Annotated in this window: 21 protein-coding genes; 9 read left to right on the top strand and 12 right to left on the bottom strand. The window is 31.0% G+C overall.

Annotated elements, in window-relative coordinates:
* Positions 1-6 precede the first annotated feature (6 nt).
* Positions 7-1080: a proline racemase family protein gene (locus tag D6200_RS13405; protein ID WP_073181891.1), complete on the bottom strand. Its 1074-nt coding sequence runs from the start codon at positions 1078-1080 to the stop codon at positions 7-9.
* Positions 1080-2033 (bottom strand): bifunctional Delta(1)-pyrroline-2-carboxylate/Delta(1)-piperideine-2-carboxylate reductase, encoded by a 954-nt coding sequence (lhpI, locus tag D6200_RS13400; protein WP_047788645.1) that lies wholly within the window; start codon positions 2031-2033, stop codon positions 1080-1082. The genes D6200_RS13405 and lhpI overlap by 1 nt, the downstream gene beginning before the upstream one ends.
* Positions 2034-2130: 97 nt before the next feature.
* Between lhpI and D6200_RS13395 the strand changes: the two genes are divergently transcribed.
* Positions 2131-3471 carry a S28 family serine protease gene (locus D6200_RS13395; RefSeq protein ID WP_125064429.1) on the top strand — a complete coding sequence of 447 codons (1341 nt, stop codon included), beginning with the start codon at positions 2131-2133 and terminating at the stop codon, positions 3469-3471.
* Positions 3472-3489: 18 nt separating this feature from the next.
* Here D6200_RS13395 and D6200_RS13390 read toward each other — a convergent pair whose 3' ends face one another.
* From D6200_RS13390 to D6200_RS13350, 9 genes are all read right to left on the bottom strand, one after another.
* The gene (locus D6200_RS13390) at positions 3490-4587 is read right to left on the bottom strand and encodes an alanine racemase (RefSeq protein ID WP_047788646.1); all 1098 of its coding nucleotides are present in this window, start codon (positions 4585-4587) and stop codon (positions 3490-3492) included.
* Positions 4588-4589: 2 nt separating this feature from the next.
* Positions 4590-5744, bottom strand: a complete 1155-nt coding sequence (gene alr / locus D6200_RS13385) for an alanine racemase (RefSeq protein WP_073181892.1) — start codon at positions 5742-5744, stop codon at positions 4590-4592.
* Positions 5744-6880 (bottom strand): amidohydrolase, encoded by a 1137-nt coding sequence (locus tag D6200_RS13380; protein WP_047788648.1) that lies wholly within the window; start codon positions 6878-6880, stop codon positions 5744-5746. Before D6200_RS13380 ends, alr begins: the two co-directional genes overlap by 1 nt.
* Positions 6868-8301: a sodium:solute symporter family protein gene (locus tag D6200_RS13375; RefSeq protein WP_073181893.1), complete on the bottom strand. Its 1434-nt coding sequence runs from the start codon at positions 8299-8301 to the stop codon at positions 6868-6870. The genes D6200_RS13380 and D6200_RS13375 overlap by 13 nt, the downstream gene beginning before the upstream one ends.
* A 3-nt stretch (positions 8302-8304) precedes the next feature.
* A complete protein-coding gene (gene rpsU, locus D6200_RS13370) occupies positions 8305-8499 on the bottom strand; it encodes a 30S ribosomal protein S21 (RefSeq protein ID WP_073181894.1) in 195 nt (64 codons plus the stop codon).
* A 56-nt stretch (positions 8500-8555) separates the two neighbouring features.
* Complete coding sequence (locus D6200_RS13365) at positions 8556-9419, bottom strand: sigma-70 family RNA polymerase sigma factor (RefSeq protein ID WP_047788651.1); 864 nt, start codon at positions 9417-9419, stop codon at positions 8556-8558.
* A gap of 1 nt (position 9420) precedes the next feature.
* Positions 9421-9858, bottom strand: coding sequence for a GNAT family N-acetyltransferase (locus D6200_RS13360; protein WP_083574767.1), 438 nt, complete (start codon positions 9856-9858; stop codon positions 9421-9423).
* 541 nt (positions 9859-10399) lie between these two features.
* On the bottom strand, positions 10400-12397 hold the full coding sequence (locus D6200_RS13355; RefSeq protein ID WP_073181896.1) for a protein-disulfide reductase DsbD family protein: 1998 nt from the start codon (positions 12395-12397) through the stop codon (positions 10400-10402).
* Between the two features lie 18 nt (positions 12398-12415).
* On the bottom strand, positions 12416-12862 hold the full coding sequence (locus D6200_RS13350) for a protein-disulfide reductase DsbD domain-containing protein (protein WP_047788654.1): 447 nt from the start codon (positions 12860-12862) through the stop codon (positions 12416-12418).
* 465 nt (positions 12863-13327) lie between these two features.
* On the opposite strand from D6200_RS13350, the gene D6200_RS13345 reads away from it, so the two are divergent.
* The 5 genes from D6200_RS13345 (at position 13328) to D6200_RS13325 (ending at position 19461) form a co-directional block, all read left to right on the top strand.
* Positions 13328-15568 carry a tetratricopeptide repeat-containing sensor histidine kinase gene (locus D6200_RS13345; protein WP_240627181.1) on the top strand — a complete coding sequence of 747 codons (2241 nt, stop codon included), beginning with the start codon at positions 13328-13330 and terminating at the stop codon, positions 15566-15568.
* The gene (locus D6200_RS13340) at positions 15543-16280 is read left to right on the top strand and encodes a LytR/AlgR family response regulator transcription factor (protein WP_073181897.1); all 738 of its coding nucleotides are present in this window, start codon (positions 15543-15545) and stop codon (positions 16278-16280) included. The genes D6200_RS13345 and D6200_RS13340 overlap by 26 nt, the downstream gene beginning before the upstream one ends.
* A gap of 128 nt (positions 16281-16408) precedes the next feature.
* Positions 16409-16975: a hypothetical protein gene (locus D6200_RS13335; RefSeq protein ID WP_073181899.1), complete on the top strand. Its 567-nt coding sequence runs from the start codon at positions 16409-16411 to the stop codon at positions 16973-16975.
* A 28-nt stretch (positions 16976-17003) separates the two neighbouring features.
* On the top strand, positions 17004-17996 hold the full coding sequence (locus tag D6200_RS13330) for a hypothetical protein (protein ID WP_073181901.1): 993 nt from the start codon (positions 17004-17006) through the stop codon (positions 17994-17996).
* Between the two features lie 46 nt (positions 17997-18042).
* Entirely contained in the window at positions 18043-19461 is a 1419-nt protein-coding gene (locus D6200_RS13325) for a cadherin domain-containing protein (RefSeq protein ID WP_073181903.1), read from the top strand.
* A 26-nt stretch (positions 19462-19487) separates the two neighbouring features.
* Here D6200_RS13325 and D6200_RS15345 read toward each other — a convergent pair whose 3' ends face one another.
* Positions 19488-19640: a hypothetical protein gene (locus tag D6200_RS15345; RefSeq protein WP_159432110.1), complete on the bottom strand. Its 153-nt coding sequence runs from the start codon at positions 19638-19640 to the stop codon at positions 19488-19490.
* Positions 19641-19775: 135 nt separating this feature from the next.
* Between D6200_RS15345 and D6200_RS13320 the strand changes: the two genes are divergently transcribed.
* From D6200_RS13320 to D6200_RS13310, 3 genes are read left to right on the top strand one after another with little or no spacing between them, the layout of a single operon-like run.
* Positions 19776-20720 carry a hypothetical protein gene (locus tag D6200_RS13320; RefSeq protein WP_073181905.1) on the top strand — a complete coding sequence of 315 codons (945 nt, stop codon included), beginning with the start codon at positions 19776-19778 and terminating at the stop codon, positions 20718-20720.
* Positions 20721-20733: 13 nt separating this feature from the next.
* The gene (locus D6200_RS13315; protein ID WP_073181907.1) at positions 20734-21075 is read left to right on the top strand and encodes a hypothetical protein; all 342 of its coding nucleotides are present in this window, start codon (positions 20734-20736) and stop codon (positions 21073-21075) included.
* An 8-nt stretch (positions 21076-21083) separates the two neighbouring features.
* On the top strand, positions 21084-21338 hold the full coding sequence (locus D6200_RS13310) for a hypothetical protein (RefSeq protein ID WP_073181909.1): 255 nt from the start codon (positions 21084-21086) through the stop codon (positions 21336-21338).
* Positions 21339-21340 lie beyond the last annotated feature (2 nt).

The raw sequence follows: 21340 nt of genomic DNA, 5'->3' as shown, positions 1-21340 counted from the left end.
TGGGGTTTATCGAAGTATAAACCCTTTTTTCATTGGATCTTTTGGGTCTATTATAAAAGTTTGTACGGCTGTTATATATGCGGTTCCCTCAACTTGAGGAATTACAGCTTTAAATGCTCCATAATTTTCTTCGGAGATTACAGAACCTTTGAAAGTAGAACCTGTAATACTTTCAATACTCATTACTTGATTAAAATCTATTTCTTTCCTTGCTTTGTGAATTGCCATTCGCCCTGAAACACCTGATCCTGTAGGGCATCTATCTACTTCTCCTTCTGCAAAAACACATACATTTTTACTATCATTACCAGACATTTGTTTAGTATTATCAATAAATATAGTTCCGTATAAAAAGCTTAAATCATCCTCAAAAGGATGTAAAATTTCTTTGTCTTGCAACATTACTTCATTTTTAATAGCCATTCCTGCGTTTATTAAATTTCTATAGTTTCTTGCAGATAAATCAAAATCAAAATTATTTTTACACATGTCTACATATGCATAAAAAGCTCCACCATAAGCTAAATCATATGTAACTTCTCCTAGCCCTTTTACATTTACTGTACGGTCTAAGCCAACAACAAAACTAGGTACACAATGAAATTTTACACCTATTACTTCATTGTTTTTCACCTCTGTATAAGAAACAATTCTACCACAAGGGGCATCTATTTTCAATATATTCTCTCCTTCTACAACCTCTATCCATTTCATGTGTATTGCAAGAGTAGAGATTGCAATAATGGCATGACCACACATAGTTGAGTACCCTTCATTATGCAAAAAAATAATACCAAAATCTCCTTCATCATCATTTGGAGGCAATAAAATACATCCATACATATCTGCATGTCCTCTTGGTTCAAACATTAAAGCTGTTCGTAAATAATCATAATTTTCTTTACAAAATCGTCTATAATCTAAAACTGATTTCCCTTCTAAGTCTGGAAATCCTTTTATTATTACTCGTAACGGTTCTCCCCCAGTATGCATGTCGATAGTTTCTATCTGTATCCAATCTTTGGGAATAGTAAATGTTGTTTTTTGTATAATATTTTTATATGTTTTACTCCTATTCATTATATGTATTGTTTATAATAATAATTTGCCGCTATTAAATCTTCTAAAGCATGACCTACTGATTTAAAAAGTGTAATTTCTTCTTCTGATGTCCTAGCTAAAATGTTATTAGCACACAGCCTAAATAAATCTGCTTTAATATCTTTTTCTTCTATTATCCCTTGGTTTAATGGAATTACAATATCTCCACTCTCTTTAAGCCCTCCTTGAAAAGTATCCACAAAAACTGTTGATTTAAGTATAGCTGAGTTGTCAGCTTCTCTCATGTCTTTTTTGTAAGCTCCTACAAGATCTATATGTTGCCCTTTTTGTAATAAATCACCATTAATTAATGGCATTTTAGATAATGTTGCTGAAGATATAATCGCTACTTCCTTTATTTTTTCTTCTATTGTCTCTACTGGTACTACTTTTACAATATTACTATTACACTGCTTTGCTATTTTTTTCGCTTTTTCATAGTTTCTTCCCCAAACATATACCTTTTTTATTGGTCTAACTGTACAATGCGCTTTTATTAAATTAGTAGCTAAAGCTCCTGTACCTATCATTAATAATGAATCTGCGTTCTTTCTTGATAAAAAAGAAGATGCTAAAGCAGAAGCAGCCGCGGTTCTTTTTGCTGTTAAGCTTTTAGCATCTAAAATTGCTTTAATAGTTCCGTTTACAGAATTTAACAAAATATATGTTCCATGAATAGCTGGTAAGTTAAATTGATGATTCTCTGGACTAACGGTAACTATTTTTATTCCTGCTGTTTTTCCTGGGTTCCAAGCAGGCATTAAAAGTAAGGTTGAATCTTGAGTTGCTTTAGGATTTGTAAAATCATGATGGTGCCTTAAAGGTACTTGTACCTTGTTGTCCGAAAATGCTTTTTTAAGTTCATTTATTAACTCTTGAAAAGATGTATTACTTTCTATAAACTGATTATTAATTTGTACAATTTGTTCCATAGCTAAATGTACGTTTTTTAAAATCTTGCGATAGAATCTACCCTTAAACTACTTAATATTTGCACACTGTTAGATAAAATAGTATCAATTTAAAAAAATGAAAGCCTATAATTTTATACAAAATTATTTTATGAAGTTAATTCCTACTTTTCTTTTTACTTTTATTATTACTGTTTTACTTTCATGTAACACAAATAATAATAAATCTTTTAAAAGTAAACTACAAGAAGTTTTTCCTAATGCTAAAATTAATACTATAAAAACTGAAGATCATTTTATAGAGTCTTATCAAGTTATTTTAAATCAATTTTTGGATCATAAACATCCGGAAGAAGGTACTTTTAAGCAATATATTTACATATCACATAGTGACTATAATAACCCTACTATTTTGGTTACAGATGGGTATGCTTCCCATAATAGAACTACCGAATTAAGCAAGATTTTTAAGGGTAATCAAGTTATTGTAGAATACAGAATGTACGGAAAATCTAGACCTGATGAAATTCCTTGGAAATATCTAACAAATGATAATGCCACAAACGATTATCACTTTATTGTTGAGAAGTTAAAATCTTTGTACAAGAATAAATGGATTTCTACGGGTATTAGTAAAGGAGGAGAAACTGCATTAATTTATAAATATAATTTTCCTAATGATATTGATGTAACTGTGCCTTACGTAGCTCCTTTAATAAACGGTACAGAAGATATTAGAACTAACGATTTCATAAATACTATTAAGAATGAAACTTGTAGAGATAGAATTAAAACATTTCAACGTGCTATTTTACATAAAAGAAGCGATATAATCCCATTACTAAAAGAATATGCTACGACTAATGAGATTACTTTTAATGAAGTTCCTTTTAATGAAGTTTTAGAATATGCTGTATTAGAATTTCCTTTTTCTTTTTGGCAATGGGGAGATGGCAAGTGTGATAAAATACCTGAGAATAATGATGATATCAACGTATTATTTAACTTTTTAATAAAGAACTCTGATATTACTGTTTATAGTGATTGGGGATATAACTATTACCTTCCTTCCTTTTATCAACATATGACAGAATTAGGGTATTATGGATATGACTTAACACCTGTTAAAGATTTGCTTCAAGTGGTTACCAGTAGTTCTAATAAGCGTTTCGCTCCTAAAAATATTGATATAAGCTACAACCCAAATTATATAAAAAAAGTGCGCAATTATGTAGAAAATAAAGGGAATCGAATTTTATACATTTACGGCGAAAATGATCCTTGGTACGCTTGTGCTCCTATACCTAAAAAAGAGGTTGATGCCTTAAAAATGGTATTACCTAATGCAAATCATGCTACTAGAATAAGACATTTTTCTGACGAAAAACAAAAAATCATGTATGATAAATTACAAGCATGGTTAGGTAATACCATTACTATCTACCCCCTAAAAAAGTAGAGGGTAGATATCTTTATTTTATACATAAACTTTATCTATAAATTTAGAACTTAACAATCTTGCTACCCCCATATAGCTAAGTGTAAACTTTACTTTATCACCTACTTTATATTTTGTATCTCCTGCTTCATTTTTATTCAACCCAACATCAATTACTAACATATCAGAAGTAATTCCCACAAAAGATATACTTTTATCCTCAACTTCAATATCATTTTTATCTACATCTAATAAACCAAAATCTAAAATTGCCTTGTACGATGTTTCTTGTACATCGTTTTCATCATAAGTAGATGTATGTCCAATACTTGCTTCACTTATAATGCCATCGGGAACTATTTTTTTCTTTTCCAACTCTATTACATTAGCATAAAACTCAAATGTTTCTGTATGCAAATCTTTAAACTGCTTATTCTCTAACGGACTTACTCCAAAGAATGCAGCTTCTCCAATTCTAAAATGGTTTATATCTTTAGGAGCGACTCCATTTTCCACCAATGGTAACGTAATTGATGTACCGCCTGACACATATTTTAAATCCTTATTAAATTTAGCCGATATTAATTCTTTATATAACGATAATTGCAATAGCTTATCATAAGTAGGCTCTACTCCGTACATACATCCTAAATTTGAACCTATACCTATTACTTCAATATTCGGTAGATTGAATACTTTTTCATAAAACCCTAAAATATCATCTCTTTTTACTCCTTCTCTTAACTCACCCATTTCAATCATGATAATAATTTTATGAATTTTATTTTTCTTCTTCGCTGCTTCATTAAGTGACTCTATAGTAGATAAAGAGCTGTTTAAAGAAATATCTGCGTACTCTACCACATCATCTGCATAAATATTTGCTGGGGGTTTTATGTAAATAGTACGTAAATCTGGATTCACCTCTCTTAAGTTTCTTAAACTTGTTAATCTAGAATCTCCAATCGAGTTTATTTTTTCAGTTACATCCGGAGTTAAAATTGCTTTTAAAAATGTTTTATCTCCCGAGAAAACTTTTGTTACCAAGCTCCATTCGATATGATTTTTTTCAAAGAAATTACTTAGTTTTTTTATGTTATCTTTTATTCTTTCAGAATATATAATTAATTCTGCCATAATTATTTTGTTATTATTCTTGGTAAATTCTCAGGAAGTCGTGTTAATAATTCATAATTAATTATTTGTATTGAATCGTTGAATGATGAAACTGTTATTTCAACATCACCTTGACCCCCTATTAATACAACCTCATCTCCTTTTTCAATAGTATCGGCATGTGTTATATCTACTGCCATCATATTCATATTAATGGATCCTACTATTTTATGTCGTTGTCCTCTTATTAAAACTTTTCCTTTATTACTAAGAGAACGGCTATATCCTGAAGAATATCCAACTGGTATAATTGCTATTTTGGTTTCTTGGTTTGTAAAGTATGATGTACCATAGCCAATAAACTGACCTGCTTTTATCGTTTTAACATCCATAACTTCTGTTTTCCAAGATATGATTCTTTTTAACGGATTCTCTACAATTTTTTCTTTGGTTAAATAATGAACCAATATCTCTTTTGTTGGAAAAAATCCAAACTGTAAGATACCAACTCTTACCAAATCTAACCTTGTTGTTGGGTATCTAATTGTAGCTGCTGAACTTGCTAAATGGTAATTTGGATTGAATAAATCAAGTTCTTTTACTCTCTTTCTTACATTTTTAAATTTTTTCTTTTGATCGGTTATTCTCTTGTAATTTGATATACTTTCTGCTCCTGCTAAATGAGAACAAATTCCTTTAACATCAACAAACTCTTTATGTGTCTCAATATATTTAAGAACTTTTGTTGTTTCTTTTGGAACAAAGCCTGTTCTGTTCATTCCTGTTTCGATTTCTAAATGAATTTTAGCTCTTCTTTTTACTTTTTTTGCTGCTTCTATCGCTTTTTGTAGTCTATTTTCTTCAAAAACAAAAAACTCTATCTCATTTTCAATTGCCCATGGTAACTGGCTATTTTCAATCATTCCCATTATCATAATGGTTACATCTTCATAAGGTAGTGTTTTTTTTATATCAAAAGCCTCATTCGCATCAGAAACGCTAAAATGTCTTACTCCGTATTTGTATGCCAACATACAATAGGTTTTAATTCCATGACCGTAAGCATTTCCTTTTACTACAGATGAAAAAATAGTAGTATCTCCTATTATTTCACGTATAAAATTGATGTTATTTTTTATTGCTGATTCAGATAATTCTAAATAAGATGTATGAGTCATTATTGTTGAACTTCTTTTAAAATATTATAAAATAATTGTGCTCCTGTTACTGTTATATCATCAGGAAAATCATAATCTGGATTATGTAGTGCAGGAGTGTTTTTCCCAGCTCCTAGTCCAAACATAGCTCCTTTATATTGTTGTGTAAACAACCCGAAATCTTCGCCCCATTTAAACGGGCTATTTATTTCGTTAATTGATAAATTTAGTTGTTCCGCTACCTTTTTTATATACTCAACAGCTTCTTTGTTATTTTTATTTGCGTAAAACTCTTCAAACCAAGAAGTATTAATACTTAACTTTTCTTTTTCTTGAAGCTTTTGAAGTAATTGTTCGAGGTTATTCTGTTTTTCTTTCATTAAACGCGTACTCCAACTTCTTAATGTAAGATGTACTTCTCCATATCCTGCTGATACTCCATAGGCTTTTTCTCCCATTGTTACGTATATGGGAGTAGCTAAAAAGAAATCAGAATCTTCTGGTATATTTTTTGTTTCTTGTCTTACAAAATGAAGAATTTCAGCAATTGCATTAGCTGGGTTGTAGCCTTTTTCTGGCTCTGCTGCATGTGCTGTTTTTCCTTCCAAAGTAATTATAACACTTTTTACATTGCTAGTAAACTCATGTTCTTTTACAATTATTTCTTGTTTGGTAAAACCTGGTAAATTATGTAGCGCAAAAACATAATCTATATTAAGTTGTTTAAAATAAGTATCTTCTAAAATAGACTGCGCTCCTCTTCCATTTTCTTCTGAAGGTTGAAAAAGTAATACTACTTTTCCTTTAGACAACGGTTTTTCCGTAAGAAGCTTTGCTACTCCAAGTAAAATAGTTGTATGCCCATCATGTCCGCATTTGTGAGAGACTCCTTCATTTACAGATTTATGTTCGAAACTATTTATTTCTTGAATAGGCAACGCATCAATATCAGCCCTTAGCATAACTGTTTTCCCTTCTTTTTTTCCATTGAAGATTGCTAACAAACCTGTTTTAGCCACTGGTTGTATCTCACAAAATGTGTGTTCCTCTAAAAAAGTTTGTATTCTTTTTTTAGTTTCATATTCTTCTTCAGAAACTTCAGGAAACTTATGTAATTCTTTTCTTACCTTCTCTAAAGTATCCTTTAGGCTTTCCATGATTTTGGATTATTAATTAACTGAATTATTGAAAATACAATAGCTGATAATGTAATTCCGAAGAAATTTGCATCCAAACCAAAAGGTAATTTTACCTCTAAAATAATTAATAGTAAAGTGGTCAATCCTCCTGAAATCATTGCATAAAAAGCAGCAATTGGTGATGGTTTTCTCAGTAATAATGTTCCTAAAACAGGAACTAACAACCCTGATACCATAAAGGCATACGAATACAGCATTAACTCTAATACATTTTGCATTTTTGTTGCCAATACAATAGCTAAGCCACCTATTAAAAAAGTTATTAATTGTGAGTTTTTTATACTGATACTTTTCTTGAAATACCCAAAAATATCTGTTGTTAAGTTTCCTGAAGCTGCCATTAAACAACTATCGGCTGTAGACATAATTGCCGAAAAATAAGCCGACATCATTAACCCCATTAAACCCACTGGTAAAATACTTCTCAGCAACAATGGAAGTCCCAATTCTGCATCCAATTCTACTCCTGGGGCATACCCTATACTAGCAAACATTCCTTGCTCATAGGCTACTCTTGAAAATAACCCTAAGGCAACTCCCATAAACGCCATTATTGGGTACTCAAAAAGTCCCGCTATTTTCCATGCTTTTTTTGCTGTTTTTTCATCTTTACAAGCATAAATTCGTTGGTATAAAGTCATTCCAACAAACCAAATAGGTACTATTGTGATTATCCAGTTAAACATATCAATAAACGAAACATTGGTTAGTGATAAAAAACTGGCTGGTAATATTTCTTTAATGCCACTCCACCCTCCTATTTCAGCATAACCGATAGGGATTCCAATTCCTATTAGCCCTATCATTAGAATTATCCACTGAATGGTATCTGTATAAATCACAGCTTTTATTCCTCCAATAACTGTATACACCACTGCAATGACTCCCATAATTAAAACTGCATTAGTAATAGATATAGAAGGAAATGTAGCGGATGCTAGTTTTGCTCCTGCTAAAATTTGTGAGCTTGTAAAACCTATGTACCCTATTAACGAAATAATTCCTGCCATTAGAGCGACTTTTGCATTGTAGTGAAAAGCTAATGACTCTGGAAACGTTAGAAAATGATGTTTTTTTGCTATTGGATATACTTTAGGGATTAAAAAAACGGCGCTTATCCAAGCACCTAATAACCCTGTAAAAAGCATCCAGCTACCGGAGAGTCCCATTAAAAAACCAAGACCTCCTAAGCCAATAGAAAAGCCCCCTCCAACATCAGTTGCAACAACAGATAACCCTATATGACCTGCTGACATGTTTCTTCCCCCTACATAGTAATCGTCTTTTGATTTGTTTTTATTCATGAAGTATACTCCTACTCCAAGCATAAAAACTAGATATAACACAAATATTAATAGATCAATAAAATGTATATCCATATCTTATTTTTCCTGCTCTAATAAAAACTGCTCTTTATACTGAGCCTTTTTTAATTGCTCCCTTCTGCTTACAGATGGTTTTGTGTACTCTTTTCTATCTCTTATTTCTTGTAAAACTTTTGTATTTCTATATTTTCTTCTGTAGCGTTTAATCGCTCTATCGATATTTTCACCTTCTTTTACTTGTATTATTAACATATTTAGATCTTTTTAAAATTATTATTTCTGTTTTTATGGATTAAACAAAGTCGAAACTAGCCTAAATAAGTTTGTAACACTTTAGTTCTCGATCTTTGTTTGAGTCTTCTAAGTCCTTTTTCTTTAATTTGGCGTACGCGCTCCCTTGTTAAGTCAAAAGTTTCTCCTATTTCAGTTAAACTCATAGGGCGGTAATCTTCTAAACCATAAAATAGCTTTATGATATCAGATTCTCTTGGAGATAATGTTTCTAAACTTCTACTAATTTCCAACTGTAAAGATTCTTGCATTAAATCTTTATCTGGTTTAGGAGCTTCTGAAGCTTTCATTACATCGTATAAATTTGATGTTTCTCCTTCTTTTAAAGGTGCATCCATAGAAATATGTCTTCCAGAGTTTTTCATTGACTGTTTTACATCTGAAACAGTCATATCTAAAACTTTAGCTATTTCTTCTGGAGTTGGCATTCGTTCATTACTTTGTTCAAGCTTAGAAACTGCTTTATTAATTTTACTAATGCTTCCTATTTTATTCAACGGTAAACGAACCACACGAGATTGTTCTGCTAAAGCTTGTAAAATAGACTGACGTATCCACCAAACGGCATACGATATAAACTTAAATCCACGCGTTTCATCAAAACGTCTTGCTGCTTTAACCAAACCTATATTTCCTTCATTAATTAAGTCAGAAAGGCGTAATCCTTGATTTTGATATTGTTTTGCCACCGACACTACAAAACGTAAGTTAGCATTTACCAAAGTTTCTAATGCTCTTTGGTCACCTGTTTTGATTTTTTGAGCTAACTCAACCTCTTCATCTGCAGTAATCAAATCAATCTTACCAATTTCTTGTAAGTACTTCTCAATAGATTTTGATTCTCTATTGGTAACTTGTTTTGTTATTTTTAACTGTCTCATATTATCTCTTTAGTCTCATTTCTAAATACGGAGTGGTAAATCCTAGCTTTTCGTACAAAAACTTTGCTGGATTATCTTTTTCTACATGTAAAGCAATATCTCCTTTACAGTTTTCTATAGCATGTGTCATTATTTTTCTTCCTACTCCTTTCCCTCTATATTCATTATGAGTGGCTATGTACACTAAAATGTTTTCTGGGATATACTCATCCATTCCAGTTTTATTTATTACCACTGCACCTATAATTTCACCTTTATCTTCTATCGTAAAAACATATCCACCTAATCCTGTTCGCTCTTTTGCTGCATAGTCTATTGCTTTACGAATTGCTGATTTTTCATCTCCATATTTTTCAAGATGTTTGTATAAAAAGTTAGTTACTCTTTCTATTTCTAGAGGGGTTATACGATTAAATGCATCGTAAGTTTTTATTGTCATAATTTGATTTTTATAAAAAAGAATAGGTATGTAATAATTGTAAGTTTCTTTAGTTTTTTCTACTGAAACTTAAATAGCAATAAATACAAAACCTATTTATTTTGGTATTTGTCTTTTAATGCGGAATACTTTTTAGAAAAGTGTACGATTATCTATAAACGGATACTCGTAAGGTCAAAAAAAACATTTTATAAATCTATTTTTTAACTGGTAAATAGTTCTACAAAGTGTTTTTAAATATATTAGAGAAACTTCTCACAAAGGAGGAGTTATTGTAAACTTAAATTAGAACCCTGGTGGGATAAACTTGTCCGATTGATTACGGAACACAAGGTAGTTGAATGTAAAAACTCGTTGATTTTTTTTCTCGTGTGTAGTATCTACCATATCGTACAAAGGTACGAATTTTATAGATAATTTCAAAACAGCTACTGTAAAAGAACCCTTTACAATGTTTTCTAGGTTTATAGCACAATATAATTAAACAAAAAAACACTTCAGATTTTTCTGAAGTGCCTTTTAATTATGATATAATTTCTAATTACTTTTTGAAATTAGTAATCCCATTTTCAAGCCAGTTATAATATTCATCTACATCTGGTGTGTATGCTATAGGGTCTATTATATTTGATTCATCATGATTCATTAATACATAAAATGGTTGTGAGTTTGCTTTATACTTAATAGTTTGCATTTCACTCCATTTTTGACCAATATATTTTAGTTTTTTTCCTGGGTTTAACTTTGATTCTACCACCTCGTCTTCTTCTAATGGTCTTTTATCATCTACATACAAAGAGATTAAAACTACTTTGTTTTTCAACACGTCTAAAACCTTTGGTTTCACCCAAACGTTTTGTTCCATTTTTCTACAATTTACACAAGCATGTCCTGTAAAATCTAACATTACTGGCTTTCCTACTTTTTTAGCATAAGCTAATCCTTTATCATAATCATGAAACGACATAATATCATGTGGTGGCATTAAATGTGCTCCTTCTGGCAAACGCTCATGTCCATTTTCTTGATTACCTGAACTTACTACTGCTTGTTTTGTAAATCCTACTCCATAAGGTGACTCACTATAATGTTGTGGCGGTGGAAATGCACTGATTAAATTCAACGGTGCTCCCCATAACCCAGGAACCATATAAATGGTAAAAGATAATACAATCAACCCTAAACTTAATCTTCCTACAGAAATATGACTGATTGGACTATCGTGTGGTAATTGTATTTTTCCGAAAAGATAAAAAGCTAAGGCTCCAAAAATAGCTATCCATATAGCAATAAACACCTCTCTTTCTAGTAGATGTAATTGTAATACTAAATCGGCATTTGATAAGAATTTAAATGCTAAGGCTAATTCCAAGAACCCTAAAACTACTTTTACCGTATTTAACCATCCTCCTGATTTTGGCAATGAATTTAACCATCCTGGAAAAGCTGCAAATAAGGCAAATGGTAGTGCAATAGCTGAAGAGAACCCTAACATTCCAACAATAGGTGCTATTCCTCCTTTAGAAGCTGCTTCTACTAACAAAGTACCTACGATTGGTCCTGTACACGAAAAGGATACAATTGCCAAGGCTAACGCCATAAAAAAAATTCCAATTAACCCTCCTCTATCAGCTTGAGAATCTACCTTAGTTGCCCATGAACTTGGTAAAGTAATTTCAAAAGCTCCTAAGAAAGACACAGCAAAAATCACTAAGATTAAGAAGAAAACTATATTAAACCATACGTTCGTTGATAATGCGTTCAAAGCATCAGCTCCAAAAACAGCAGTTACTACCGACCCTAATAATACATAAATCCCTATAATAGATATTCCGTAGATAATTGCATTTCGAATTCCTGCTGATTTACTTTTGCTTTGTTTTGTGAAAAAGCTTACTGTCATCGGTATCATAGGAAATACACACGGAGTTAACAATGCTGCAAACCCAGATAAAAAAGCAATGAAGAAAATTCCCCATAAACCTTTCTTTTCTTCCTTTTCACTTTCTTTTGAAGCTTCTTTATCTGTTGTTTTTGTTTCTTTAACGTTATCTGAAGAAACTTTAACTGCTGTCGCTTTAGTTAAATCAAACACTAAATCTACCTCTTTTGGAGGCAAGCACATCTCATCTGTACAGGCAATAAACTCTACAAATGCGTTTATTTGAGTTAAACTAGCATCAATCAACTCTACTTTCTGCTTAAAAACTGCTTTGTCTGCAAAGGATTTAATATTCATTCCTTCTTCACCAAAAAGTGTGGTAAACTTAATTTCTCCTTCTGGCTCTGTAGTATTTCCTACAATTTTAACTTTCCCTCCATCATCATCATACGTAAAAGTTGTTGGAATAGGCCCTCCACTAGGAACTTGTTGTGCATACAAATGCCAACTTCCTTGTATTGTCGCAGTACTTACTAAGTTATATGTTGTTTCAGAAATTTTCTCTACACTCGTTTTCCATGCTATTGGATTGTGAATTTGGCTCATTGCCGAAAACCCAACAGTAAAACAAAACAAAAATGCTAGTATTTTTTTCATCTTATTTGGGGAAAGGGATTAATTTACATTAAAAGTTAATTCTACTTCTTTTGGAGGTAAGCAGTTCATTCCTGTACACACCATATATTCTACCACTCCTTTAACTGTAAACTTTTCTGTAGTTTTTAAACGGATTCTCTGAGTAAAAGTAGCTTTAGTATCGAAATATTTAATTTTCATTTCAAAGATTGGATCGTCCACTACATGTCCTGCTTCTTCTTTAGTATTTCCTTTTTTCAAGTATTTAGTATCTCCTTCAAAAGTAAATAAGGTTGGAATTGGTCCTCCTTTTGGAATCTCTTGTGAATACAAATGCCAATCTTTTTGAATTGTTGCGGTAGCTACTAACTCTGCTTCTTTATCTGATATCTTTTTTACTGAAGTACTCCACTTTACTGGATCGTGCACTTGGGCAAATGTAGTAGTACAAACAGCCAATAATAGAATTAAAAATAATTTTTTCATTGTTTTATTTTAGTTGCATTATCTTAAACCTGTAAATGTAACGCCTTTATTTGCTAAAAAACAAAAGATTAAAAAAAGTTTAACATTAACAACTAAGCACAAAACAAAAAAGGTTTTCAATTTAATTGAAAACCTTTGCTTAGTAACGGGAACAGGACTCGAACCTGTGACCTTCGGGTTATGAGTTCGAAGGAATGCCAATTTTCTCGCTTTTTTATAATTAAAACTTACAAAATAGTTTACGATATTGTTTACTGTAAATTAAATATTATTCTAAACCAAATTTAGAATAATTTTATATGGTATTTACAAAACTGGTTAAATTTTTTACTAGATTTAATTTTTAACGAATATTTAATGAGTCCTAGCAATTATTATTTAACCTATTTCAAAAAATAATTATTGTTTTTTTTTATATACTTAAAAAGTTATTTTTAAATTTTTGCTATAAAACAAATCAATAATTTGTTTGAAATCTATGCTACTTTTACCATGAGCCTAACCTTAAAATGTATTTCTGTTTTAATCAGTTTTTTTCTTTTACCTGTAAGTTTAATATCTCAAAACAAAAAAATAGATAGCCTTAAAATTGAATTAGAAAATTATAAGTTTAATGATACTATTCGTGTTAACTTATTATATGATTTGTCGCGTGCTAATTTTAGAAAGGATATTGGTGCAACCGATCGTTACCTAAATGAAGCTGATAGCCTAAGCACTATTTTAAATTATGAAATGGGAAAGGCTCGTGTTTATTATTTAAAAGGGATGCTTGAGAATATCAAAGCTAATTACACAGAAAGCTTACATTTTTTTAATAAATCGCTTAAGTATTATGAAATTATTCAAGACAAAAAAAGAGTTGCTGATGTATATGTAGCTTTCGGAATTACCAATTATGATTTATCCAGATATGATGAAGCTATAAAAAATTATCAAAATGCAACCAAAATTTACAGGGAGCTAAACAACAAAAGAGAAATTGTCACAAGTCTTATAAATACTGGAAATGTATATTCGGAAATTGGAAATTACAATGATGCCATTTCTAACTATAAGGATGCTCTTATTATTAGTGAAGTTATTAATGATGAAGATGGTATTTCTTATGTTCATAGCAATTTAGGTGTTGTTTATAAAGTGCAAGGTAATTACCCATTAGCTATCGATAATTTTAATAAAAGTCTTGATTATGATAAAAGGATAGGAAATATATTAGGTATGGCTAGAATGCATAATAATTTGGGTGAAACATATATTTCTATAAAAAAATATGATAAAGCATTACAACATCTTTATGAGTCTTTGAGCTTATCTCATAAAACTAAAAATAAGAAGCTTATATCCGTTAATAAGAGTAATATCGGCAATGTTTATTTTTACAAGAAGGAGTATTTAAAAGCTATTGAATATTTTAGTGAATCTTTGCAAGTAAGTCAAGAAATTAATGATTTAAAGCATACTTCAATAACCTACATCAATATTGGGAACGTCTATTTAAAACTTGGTAAACCAATAATTGCTCGTAAAAATTACACAAATGCAAAAAGCATAAGTAAAAAAACAGAAAACAAACGTATTTTGTCCACTAGCTTTTTAGGTATTGCAGAAACTTACTTACATGAAAGGCTTTATTTGCAAGCGCTTACTTTTGCTTTGCAAGGCCAACAGATAGCCAAAGAATTAGACTTGTTAGAATCTCAAAAAACAGCTGTAGACATACTCTCTGAAGTTTATCAAAATACAGGACAATACAAAAAGGCTTTTGAAAGCCATCAAGAGCTAAAAAAGCTAAATGATAGTTTGTTTAACAAAGAAAATATTGAAAAAATTACTCAAATAGAATACGAGTACAAATACAAGCAAGCTTTAGATTCAGCTAGTCTTAGAGAGCTGAAATTAACAAGAACAGTACTTGATACCTCTCAAAACTTAAAAAAGTCTCAACGAAATTTACTGTTCGGTATCGTTTCTTTTTTAATAACAACATTAGTTTTAGGTATCATCATTCTATTCTTAAAACTGAGGAATCAAAAATCAAAAACACAAAATGTAATCATCGAGCAAAAACTATTGCGTTCGCAAATGACTCCACATTTTATTTTTAATTCACTTTCAGTTTTACAAGGCATGATTTTGAACAAAGAACAGAAAAAATCAGTTTCTTATTTATCTAAATTTTCAAAATTACTTAGAACTATTTTAGAAAATTCTCGAGATAGAACTGTATTACTTTCTCAAGAATTAATAGCTATAGAAAACTATTTAGCACTTCAAAATTTAGAAAATGAATCATATACTTATACCATTTCTGTAGAAGAAGATATTGATACATCGCTTTTTAAAATTCCTCCAATGCTTATTCAACCATTTGTAGAAAATGCTATAGAACATGCTTTTGTTAACCTAATAGGAAATAGAACTATTAATATAGAACTCAGTTATTCTAACCAAGAGTTAATTTGTGTTATTAAAGATAACGGCGTAGGTATAGATTATTTAAAGAAAGATAAAAATCAAGACAAAAAATCATTATCGACAACGATTACTTCAGAGCGATTAGAAATACTATCAAAAGATTTTAAAATGAATGGCTCTGTTATTACGGAAGATAGAAAAAAATATAATGAACAAGGGACTGTAGTTACCTTGACAATCCCTTATATAAAAATAGAAAGTATTGAAAACATTAATAATAGAAGATAAAGAATACATTAGGAAAGGTTTACGAAATCTATTGCAGTTACTTGATACTGAAATAACTGTGTTAGGTGAATGTGAATCCGTAAAAGATGCCATAGTAGTTGCTAATGCTTGTAAACCTGAATTGGTTTTTTTAGATATTAATCTTACCGATGGTACAGGGTTTGATTTTTTAGCACAAACCGAAAACCTAAATTTTAAAGTAATCTTTATTACTGCTTATGAAGAGCATGCCTTACGTGCTTTAAAAATTGGAGCAGTAGACTACTTGTTAAAACCTGTTGATATAGATGAATTACAAATAGCACTTCAAAAAGTAGCTCATCTTCCAATAGATCAACAAAAGCAACAAGTACAAGTAGCAAAACAGGCTTGGAATAATGAAGATTCAAAACTAATTTTATCATTACATGATAGTTTTCAAGTAATTGATTTAAACGAATTGTTGTTTTGTGAATCAGACAAGGGTTACACTACATTTTATTGTAGTAACAATAAAAAATATATGGTTTCAAAAACCTTAAAAGAGTTTGAAGAACGTCTGTGTAAAGCCAATTTTACACGCCCGCATCAATCTTACATGGTTAATTTAAAGTTCATAGATAAATATGATAAAACCGGAGTTATTCATTTAAAATGTGGCAAAAAAATACCAGTTTCTTCTAGAAAAAAAGAACATTTTCTAAATACTTTTTTAAACTGGACAAATAATTAACCTCCTGTTTTACGGATATTTTATAAAGTATTTCACTTATTTATTCAAAAACCTCAGAAATAGATTCTCTATTTCCTACTTCACTTTAACTATATACTTTTAGTCGTGTAATTATAAAAAACACGAAAATGAAAGTAGTAAAATTCATAGTAATCATAGCAGTATTTACTTTGTTGGTTTCTTGCGGAAATTCGACAAGTAAGCAAACAGCCAATAAAGAAGGATTCACTGCTATAGAAAAAGAACTCAAAAACGAATTTGGTAATAAGGCATATTATACAGATTTAACAATTACTCATAATAAGTCAATAGGGAATATTATTGGAGTAACGGTTACTTCAGCTCCTGAATCTTTAAAAATGGAACAATGGAATCATATGCAAGATAACTGGAAGCAAAACTCAGAAATTTCTTTAGAAGTACCTCAGGGAAGTAACGCAGCAGATTTTATGTTTCAATTAAATAACAGCATCAACTTATCTATACTAGGTGAATTGGTTGAAAAATCGAGTACTCAATTAACTGCAGAAAAAAGTATAGAAAATCCTGTTTTAAATATGGCATATATCAAATTTCCAAAGAATGGAGATGTGACTAAAACCGAATATGTGGTCATGTTAAACCCTGAGAACGGAGGTACAACATTTACATTCAGGTATAAATTAAATGGAGATTTTATTGAAATGGATTATTAAAATATAATAAACTTAAAAATTAGATAATATGAAAAATGTAAAATTAGCTATAAGCTTACTAGTGATAACTTTATCTCTTTTTGTAAGCTGTTCACAAGATGAGAATAACCCTACAAAAGTAAGAGCAACCTCTACAGAGTTTAGTCTGCTTAAAGCAGCAGCTATGCAAAGTAAAATGCAAGATTTTCAGTTAAATGTAAACCAAACACAAGTACTTACAACAGAAAACGGCGTGCAATTTGTTATCAATGGAAACTGCCTTTCCAACAATGGAAATCCTATTACAGGAATTGTTGATATAAAAGTGATTGAACTTTTTAAAAGTGGAGGTATGGCAATCACAAATAAACCTACTATGGGGAGAATGGAAAATGGAGATAAGGCACTTTTAATTTCAGGAGGAGAATTTTTTATCAATGCCACTCAAGGAGGAGTACAATTACAATTGGATTGTCCTATACAGGTTCTTGTGCCTACTAGCCTTACTGGACAAGTAGATAATGAAATGATTTTATGGAAAGGAATAGGTATAGATGAAGACTGTGATTTACCCATAATCTGTGACAATATAGTTTGGGAAGAAATTGAGAACAAGGAAGTAGAAATTGCTAATGGAGATAATGGAGAAACGTTTTATGTTGCTGATTTTGGTGAATTTGGTTGGACGAATGTCGATAGATTTTCCCAAGACTCAAGACCTAAAACAACATTATTGGTAGATGTTCCCAACGGTTTTAATAACACAAACAGCAGTGTATATATATATTATAATGGAGAGCCAAATGCTTTAGGTGAGTTAGATACCTATATTGAAGAACAACAACTTTTTAGCGAGCATTATGGTCAAATTCCCATTGGTCTTGAATGTCACATCATTTTCACTAGTGAAGATAGTGGTAACTGGCTATATGCTATAAAACCTGCTACCATTGTAGATGGAGAGATAATCACTATTTCTGATGCCGATTTAAACACGGCAACGGCAAATGAACTGGAGTCCCTAATAAATGACTTGCCATAACCATAGTTTAAAGAAAATTTTTTAAAAAACAATAAAAAATAAACTGATGAAAAACATAACTAAATTTACAAAAACATTAATTCTTACACTATTAATAATAACCTATAGTTGTAGTAAGGACGACGATCCAATTATTATTAATCTTCAAAATTTAGAGGTTACAATAGATGAAAATCCTACGGTTGGACAAGTTATAGGAACCGTTGAAAGCGATAATAATGCTTCCTTAATCTTTAGCATTACTTCGCAAACACCAAATGGAGCTATCGAAATAAATGAAAATACAGGAGAATTAACCGTTGCCGATGCTACCTTATTCGATTTTGAAACAAACCCTACAATTACAGCAACTATTGCTGCGGATAAAGCTCAAAACACCGCTACGGTAACCATTACTGTAAACAATACAAACGAATTAAGCGTTCAAGATTTTTCTACAACTATTGATGAAAATCCTACCGACGGACAATCATTAGGAACTATTTCAGCAAGTGGTGATGCAACTTTAACTTATAGTATTACTGCTCAATCACCAAATGGAGCCTTAAATATAAATTCTAACTCAGGTGAATTAACCGTTGCAAATCCTACTTTGTTCGATTTTGAAACCAACCCTACAATTACCGCTACAGTTTCTGTTGATAATGCAGGTACCGTTCAAACAGCAACCGTTACCATTAATCTTAATGATATAGATGAAGTATCTGCTCAAAATACAAACCTAACTATTAATGAAAATCCATCAAACGGAGATGTTGTGGGGGCTTTACAGGCAAGTGGTTCTAACTTAACATATACTATTACCTTTCAAAATCCTGCTGGAGCTTTTAACATCAATGCAAATACAGGTGAATTGAGTGTTGCAGATGCTACTTTGTTTGATTTTGAAACCAATCCTAATATGTTAGCCACTATTTCGGTAAGTAACGGTACCCAATCGGTTTCTGCAAATGCTTTTGTTGCTCTTGCCAATATCAACGAGGTAGGCGACTATAATCATGGAGGGGTGGTTTTTTGGGTAGATCCCGCAGATAACAGCCATGGCTTGGTGTGCGCTCTTGACGAACAAGGCTCAGTTCAATGGGGCTGTGAAAGTGTTTTTATAAATGGCGCTACGGGAACCGCAATTGGAACTGGTCAAACCAACACCCAAGAAATCATTGCCGTATGTCCCGAAGTACCCATTGCAGCCAAACTTACTTCAGATTTATCCTTGAACGGTTACGATGATTGGTTCTTGCCCAGTAAAGATGAGATTCACGAATTATACATCAATAAAAGTATTGTAAACGAAACGATAACCGCCTATGGGGGAAGTCCTTTTACCAATACGACCCATTGGAGTTCTTCCCAAGATAGCACAACTACAGGGTGGGCATTTTATCAAGCCTTTAATGGATTTGAAGGCAGTGAGCAAAAATCACTAGAACTTCATGTAAGGGCCGTTAGAGCGTTTAACCAGTAATAAATAAAATATTATCACCCCTACAACTATCTATGTTGTAGGGGATGTTTTAAGAATGGTTTCAATAAAGTAGCGCCAGATATTCCAATATTACTATGAATAAAGTCGACACCTATTATCCACCCATACACCCCAAAAAAGGCATCCACCAAATAAGATAAAAAATGGGATGATGCCATTGCGTTTTTTAATAGCAAAAACTACAAAATGGTAATACTAAACTTATTAAAATATTTTCACCAAATTTAATTTATAAGATTTCTCAATTTATACGATTTTTCATTTACTTTAAAATTTTTAACTCATTTACAATCATGATAGACTTTTTTAATCAATACCCAATTGTGAAATGGATACTAATAGGATTAGGAATTCTTTACTTTTTAGACAAATATGGCATTTTTAGTCCTGTAGATAATTTAATAAACCTCATAGGTAGGTATAAATTTAAAAGTCATGCACATTTAAACGACCTAAAACTTAAAGAAGTAATCATCTTTTTTAATAAAAGACAATTTAGCAATGTAGAGCAAACTTTAAAAAGTATGAATTCTAGCCAACGTTCGTTTGCTTTTGAAAGTTTGGGGCAATATGGAAACATTAAGATAAGTGATGAATGGATTACTAAAGACAATAATAACGATTTACCCAAAATAATTAAAGGATATCAATTAATTCATAAAGCTTGGCAAATCCGTGGTCGCGGAACTATTGATAGTGTATCAAACGAAAAGTTAGCATCTTTTAAAAAACACCTAAAAAAGGCCGAAGCTATTTTAATTGAAGTTAATAATAAAAACAGCAGTTTTAAAACCAATATAATTTCTTGTTTATTAGATGTTTACAAAGCCATCAATGCAAATAGACAATATGTGCATCAACTTTTCGAAAATGTGATAAATGAATTTCCAGATGATGCCGAATTGCATAAAAATTATTTAGCGTTTGTATCTCCCAAATGGGGAGCAAGTGTTGAAGAATATGAAAATTATTTAAATCGTATGAATGAATGGGCACCTTTTATTCAGCAATTAATATTAGCTCAATATTATTTTGATTTGATTTATTTTCATAACTATCAAGATGACGAAGGGAAAATAGAACAATTAATGACCGAGGTTAGAACAGCGCCTATTGAAAACATTAATTTACATCGATATGAACTGTATAAGTTATTATATTGGGCAGCAAGTAATTTAGGGCTAATTGAACATGAAACATATTATAAAGAAAAGGCATTACCTTATTTAGAAGATTAACCTGTTTGAAAATTTGAAAAAACTAAAACAACTTTTTACTTATATATTATGGACAATAGTTTCCATAACATTAGGTATAACCTATATGCGGATTGTTTTAGGGGCTAATAATATACCTAAAGAAGGATTGGGGTATTTAGCCCATATGTTCTACAACTGGGGCTTAGTTACCGTTGGAGGAATCGTTGGATTGGTCATTGCTGTTCTATTTATTCTTTTGGATGTTTTTTACTTAAAAAAGAAGTTAAAAAATAAAGGTAAACTAATTTCTATTCAGTTTGGAGTTCTTATGATAGTTACTGCTTTTGTAATAGTAGTACATTACCTGTTAGAAAAAGTGATTGATATAATTTAAAAAAATAAATGACCAACAAGCAACTATATAAAACCTTATTAGAACTTGCTAAACAAGGCAATTGTTTTAACGAAGAAGTTAGAAAAGTATTGTTTACTTTTAAAAACTCTGGAAGGACACAAAATATAGCTATTGAAATATTAAAAAAAATAAAAATTGAACCTCCAGCCAACCAAACCTTGCAAGGCGGAGCTGATGATATTTTAGATATGGTCACAGGATATTGTAATACTACAATGCGTGTTTGGGAACAAATAAAATAGTA

It is taken from the genome of Tenacibaculum mesophilum (assembly GCF_003867075.1).
Lineage (GTDB): Bacteria > Bacteroidota > Bacteroidia > Flavobacteriales > Flavobacteriaceae > Polaribacter > Polaribacter mesophilus.
This window is presented reverse-complemented; position numbering and strand designations above follow the sequence as displayed.

Bases quoted from the DNA above. Each gene is read 5' to 3' on its own strand.
- D6200_RS13405 (WP_073181891.1), bottom strand. From the start codon at position 1,080: ATGAATAGGAGTAAAACATATAAAAATATTATACAAAAAACAACATTT.
- lhpI (WP_047788645.1), bottom strand. From the start codon at position 2,033: ATGGAACAAATTGTACAAATTAATAATCAGTTTATAGAAAGTAATACA.
- D6200_RS13395 (WP_125064429.1), top strand. From the start codon at position 2,131: ATGAAAGCCTATAATTTTATACAAAATTATTTTATGAAGTTAATTCCT.
- D6200_RS13390 (WP_047788646.1), bottom strand. From the start codon at position 4,587: ATGGCAGAATTAATTATATATTCTGAAAGAATAAAAGATAACATAAAA.
- alr (WP_073181892.1), bottom strand. From the start codon at position 5,744: ATGACTCATACATCTTATTTAGAATTATCTGAATCAGCAATAAAAAAT.
- D6200_RS13380 (WP_047788648.1), bottom strand. From the start codon at position 6,880: ATGGAAAGCCTAAAGGATACTTTAGAGAAGGTAAGAAAAGAATTACAT.
- D6200_RS13375 (WP_073181893.1), bottom strand. From the start codon at position 8,301: ATGGATATACATTTTATTGATCTATTAATATTTGTGTTATATCTAGTT.
- rpsU (WP_073181894.1), bottom strand. From the start codon at position 8,499: ATGTTAATAATACAAGTAAAAGAAGGTGAAAATATCGATAGAGCGATT.
- D6200_RS13365 (WP_047788651.1), bottom strand. From the start codon at position 9,419: ATGAGACAGTTAAAAATAACAAAACAAGTTACCAATAGAGAATCAAAA.
- D6200_RS13360 (WP_083574767.1), bottom strand. From the start codon at position 9,858: ATGACAATAAAAACTTACGATGCATTTAATCGTATAACCCCTCTAGAA.
- D6200_RS13355 (WP_073181896.1), bottom strand. From the start codon at position 12,397: ATGAAAAAAATACTAGCATTTTTGTTTTGTTTTACTGTTGGGTTTTCG.
- D6200_RS13350 (WP_047788654.1), bottom strand. From the start codon at position 12,862: ATGAAAAAATTATTTTTAATTCTATTATTGGCTGTTTGTACTACTACA.
- D6200_RS13335 (WP_073181899.1), top strand. From the start codon at position 16,409: ATGAAAGTAGTAAAATTCATAGTAATCATAGCAGTATTTACTTTGTTG.
- D6200_RS13330 (WP_073181901.1), top strand. From the start codon at position 17,004: ATGAAAAATGTAAAATTAGCTATAAGCTTACTAGTGATAACTTTATCT.
- D6200_RS13325 (WP_073181903.1), top strand. From the start codon at position 18,043: ATGAAAAACATAACTAAATTTACAAAAACATTAATTCTTACACTATTA.
- D6200_RS15345 (WP_159432110.1), bottom strand. From the start codon at position 19,640: ATGGCATCATCCCATTTTTTATCTTATTTGGTGGATGCCTTTTTTGGG.
- D6200_RS13320 (WP_073181905.1), top strand. From the start codon at position 19,776: ATGATAGACTTTTTTAATCAATACCCAATTGTGAAATGGATACTAATA.
- D6200_RS13310 (WP_073181909.1), top strand. From the start codon at position 21,084: ATGACCAACAAGCAACTATATAAAACCTTATTAGAACTTGCTAAACAA.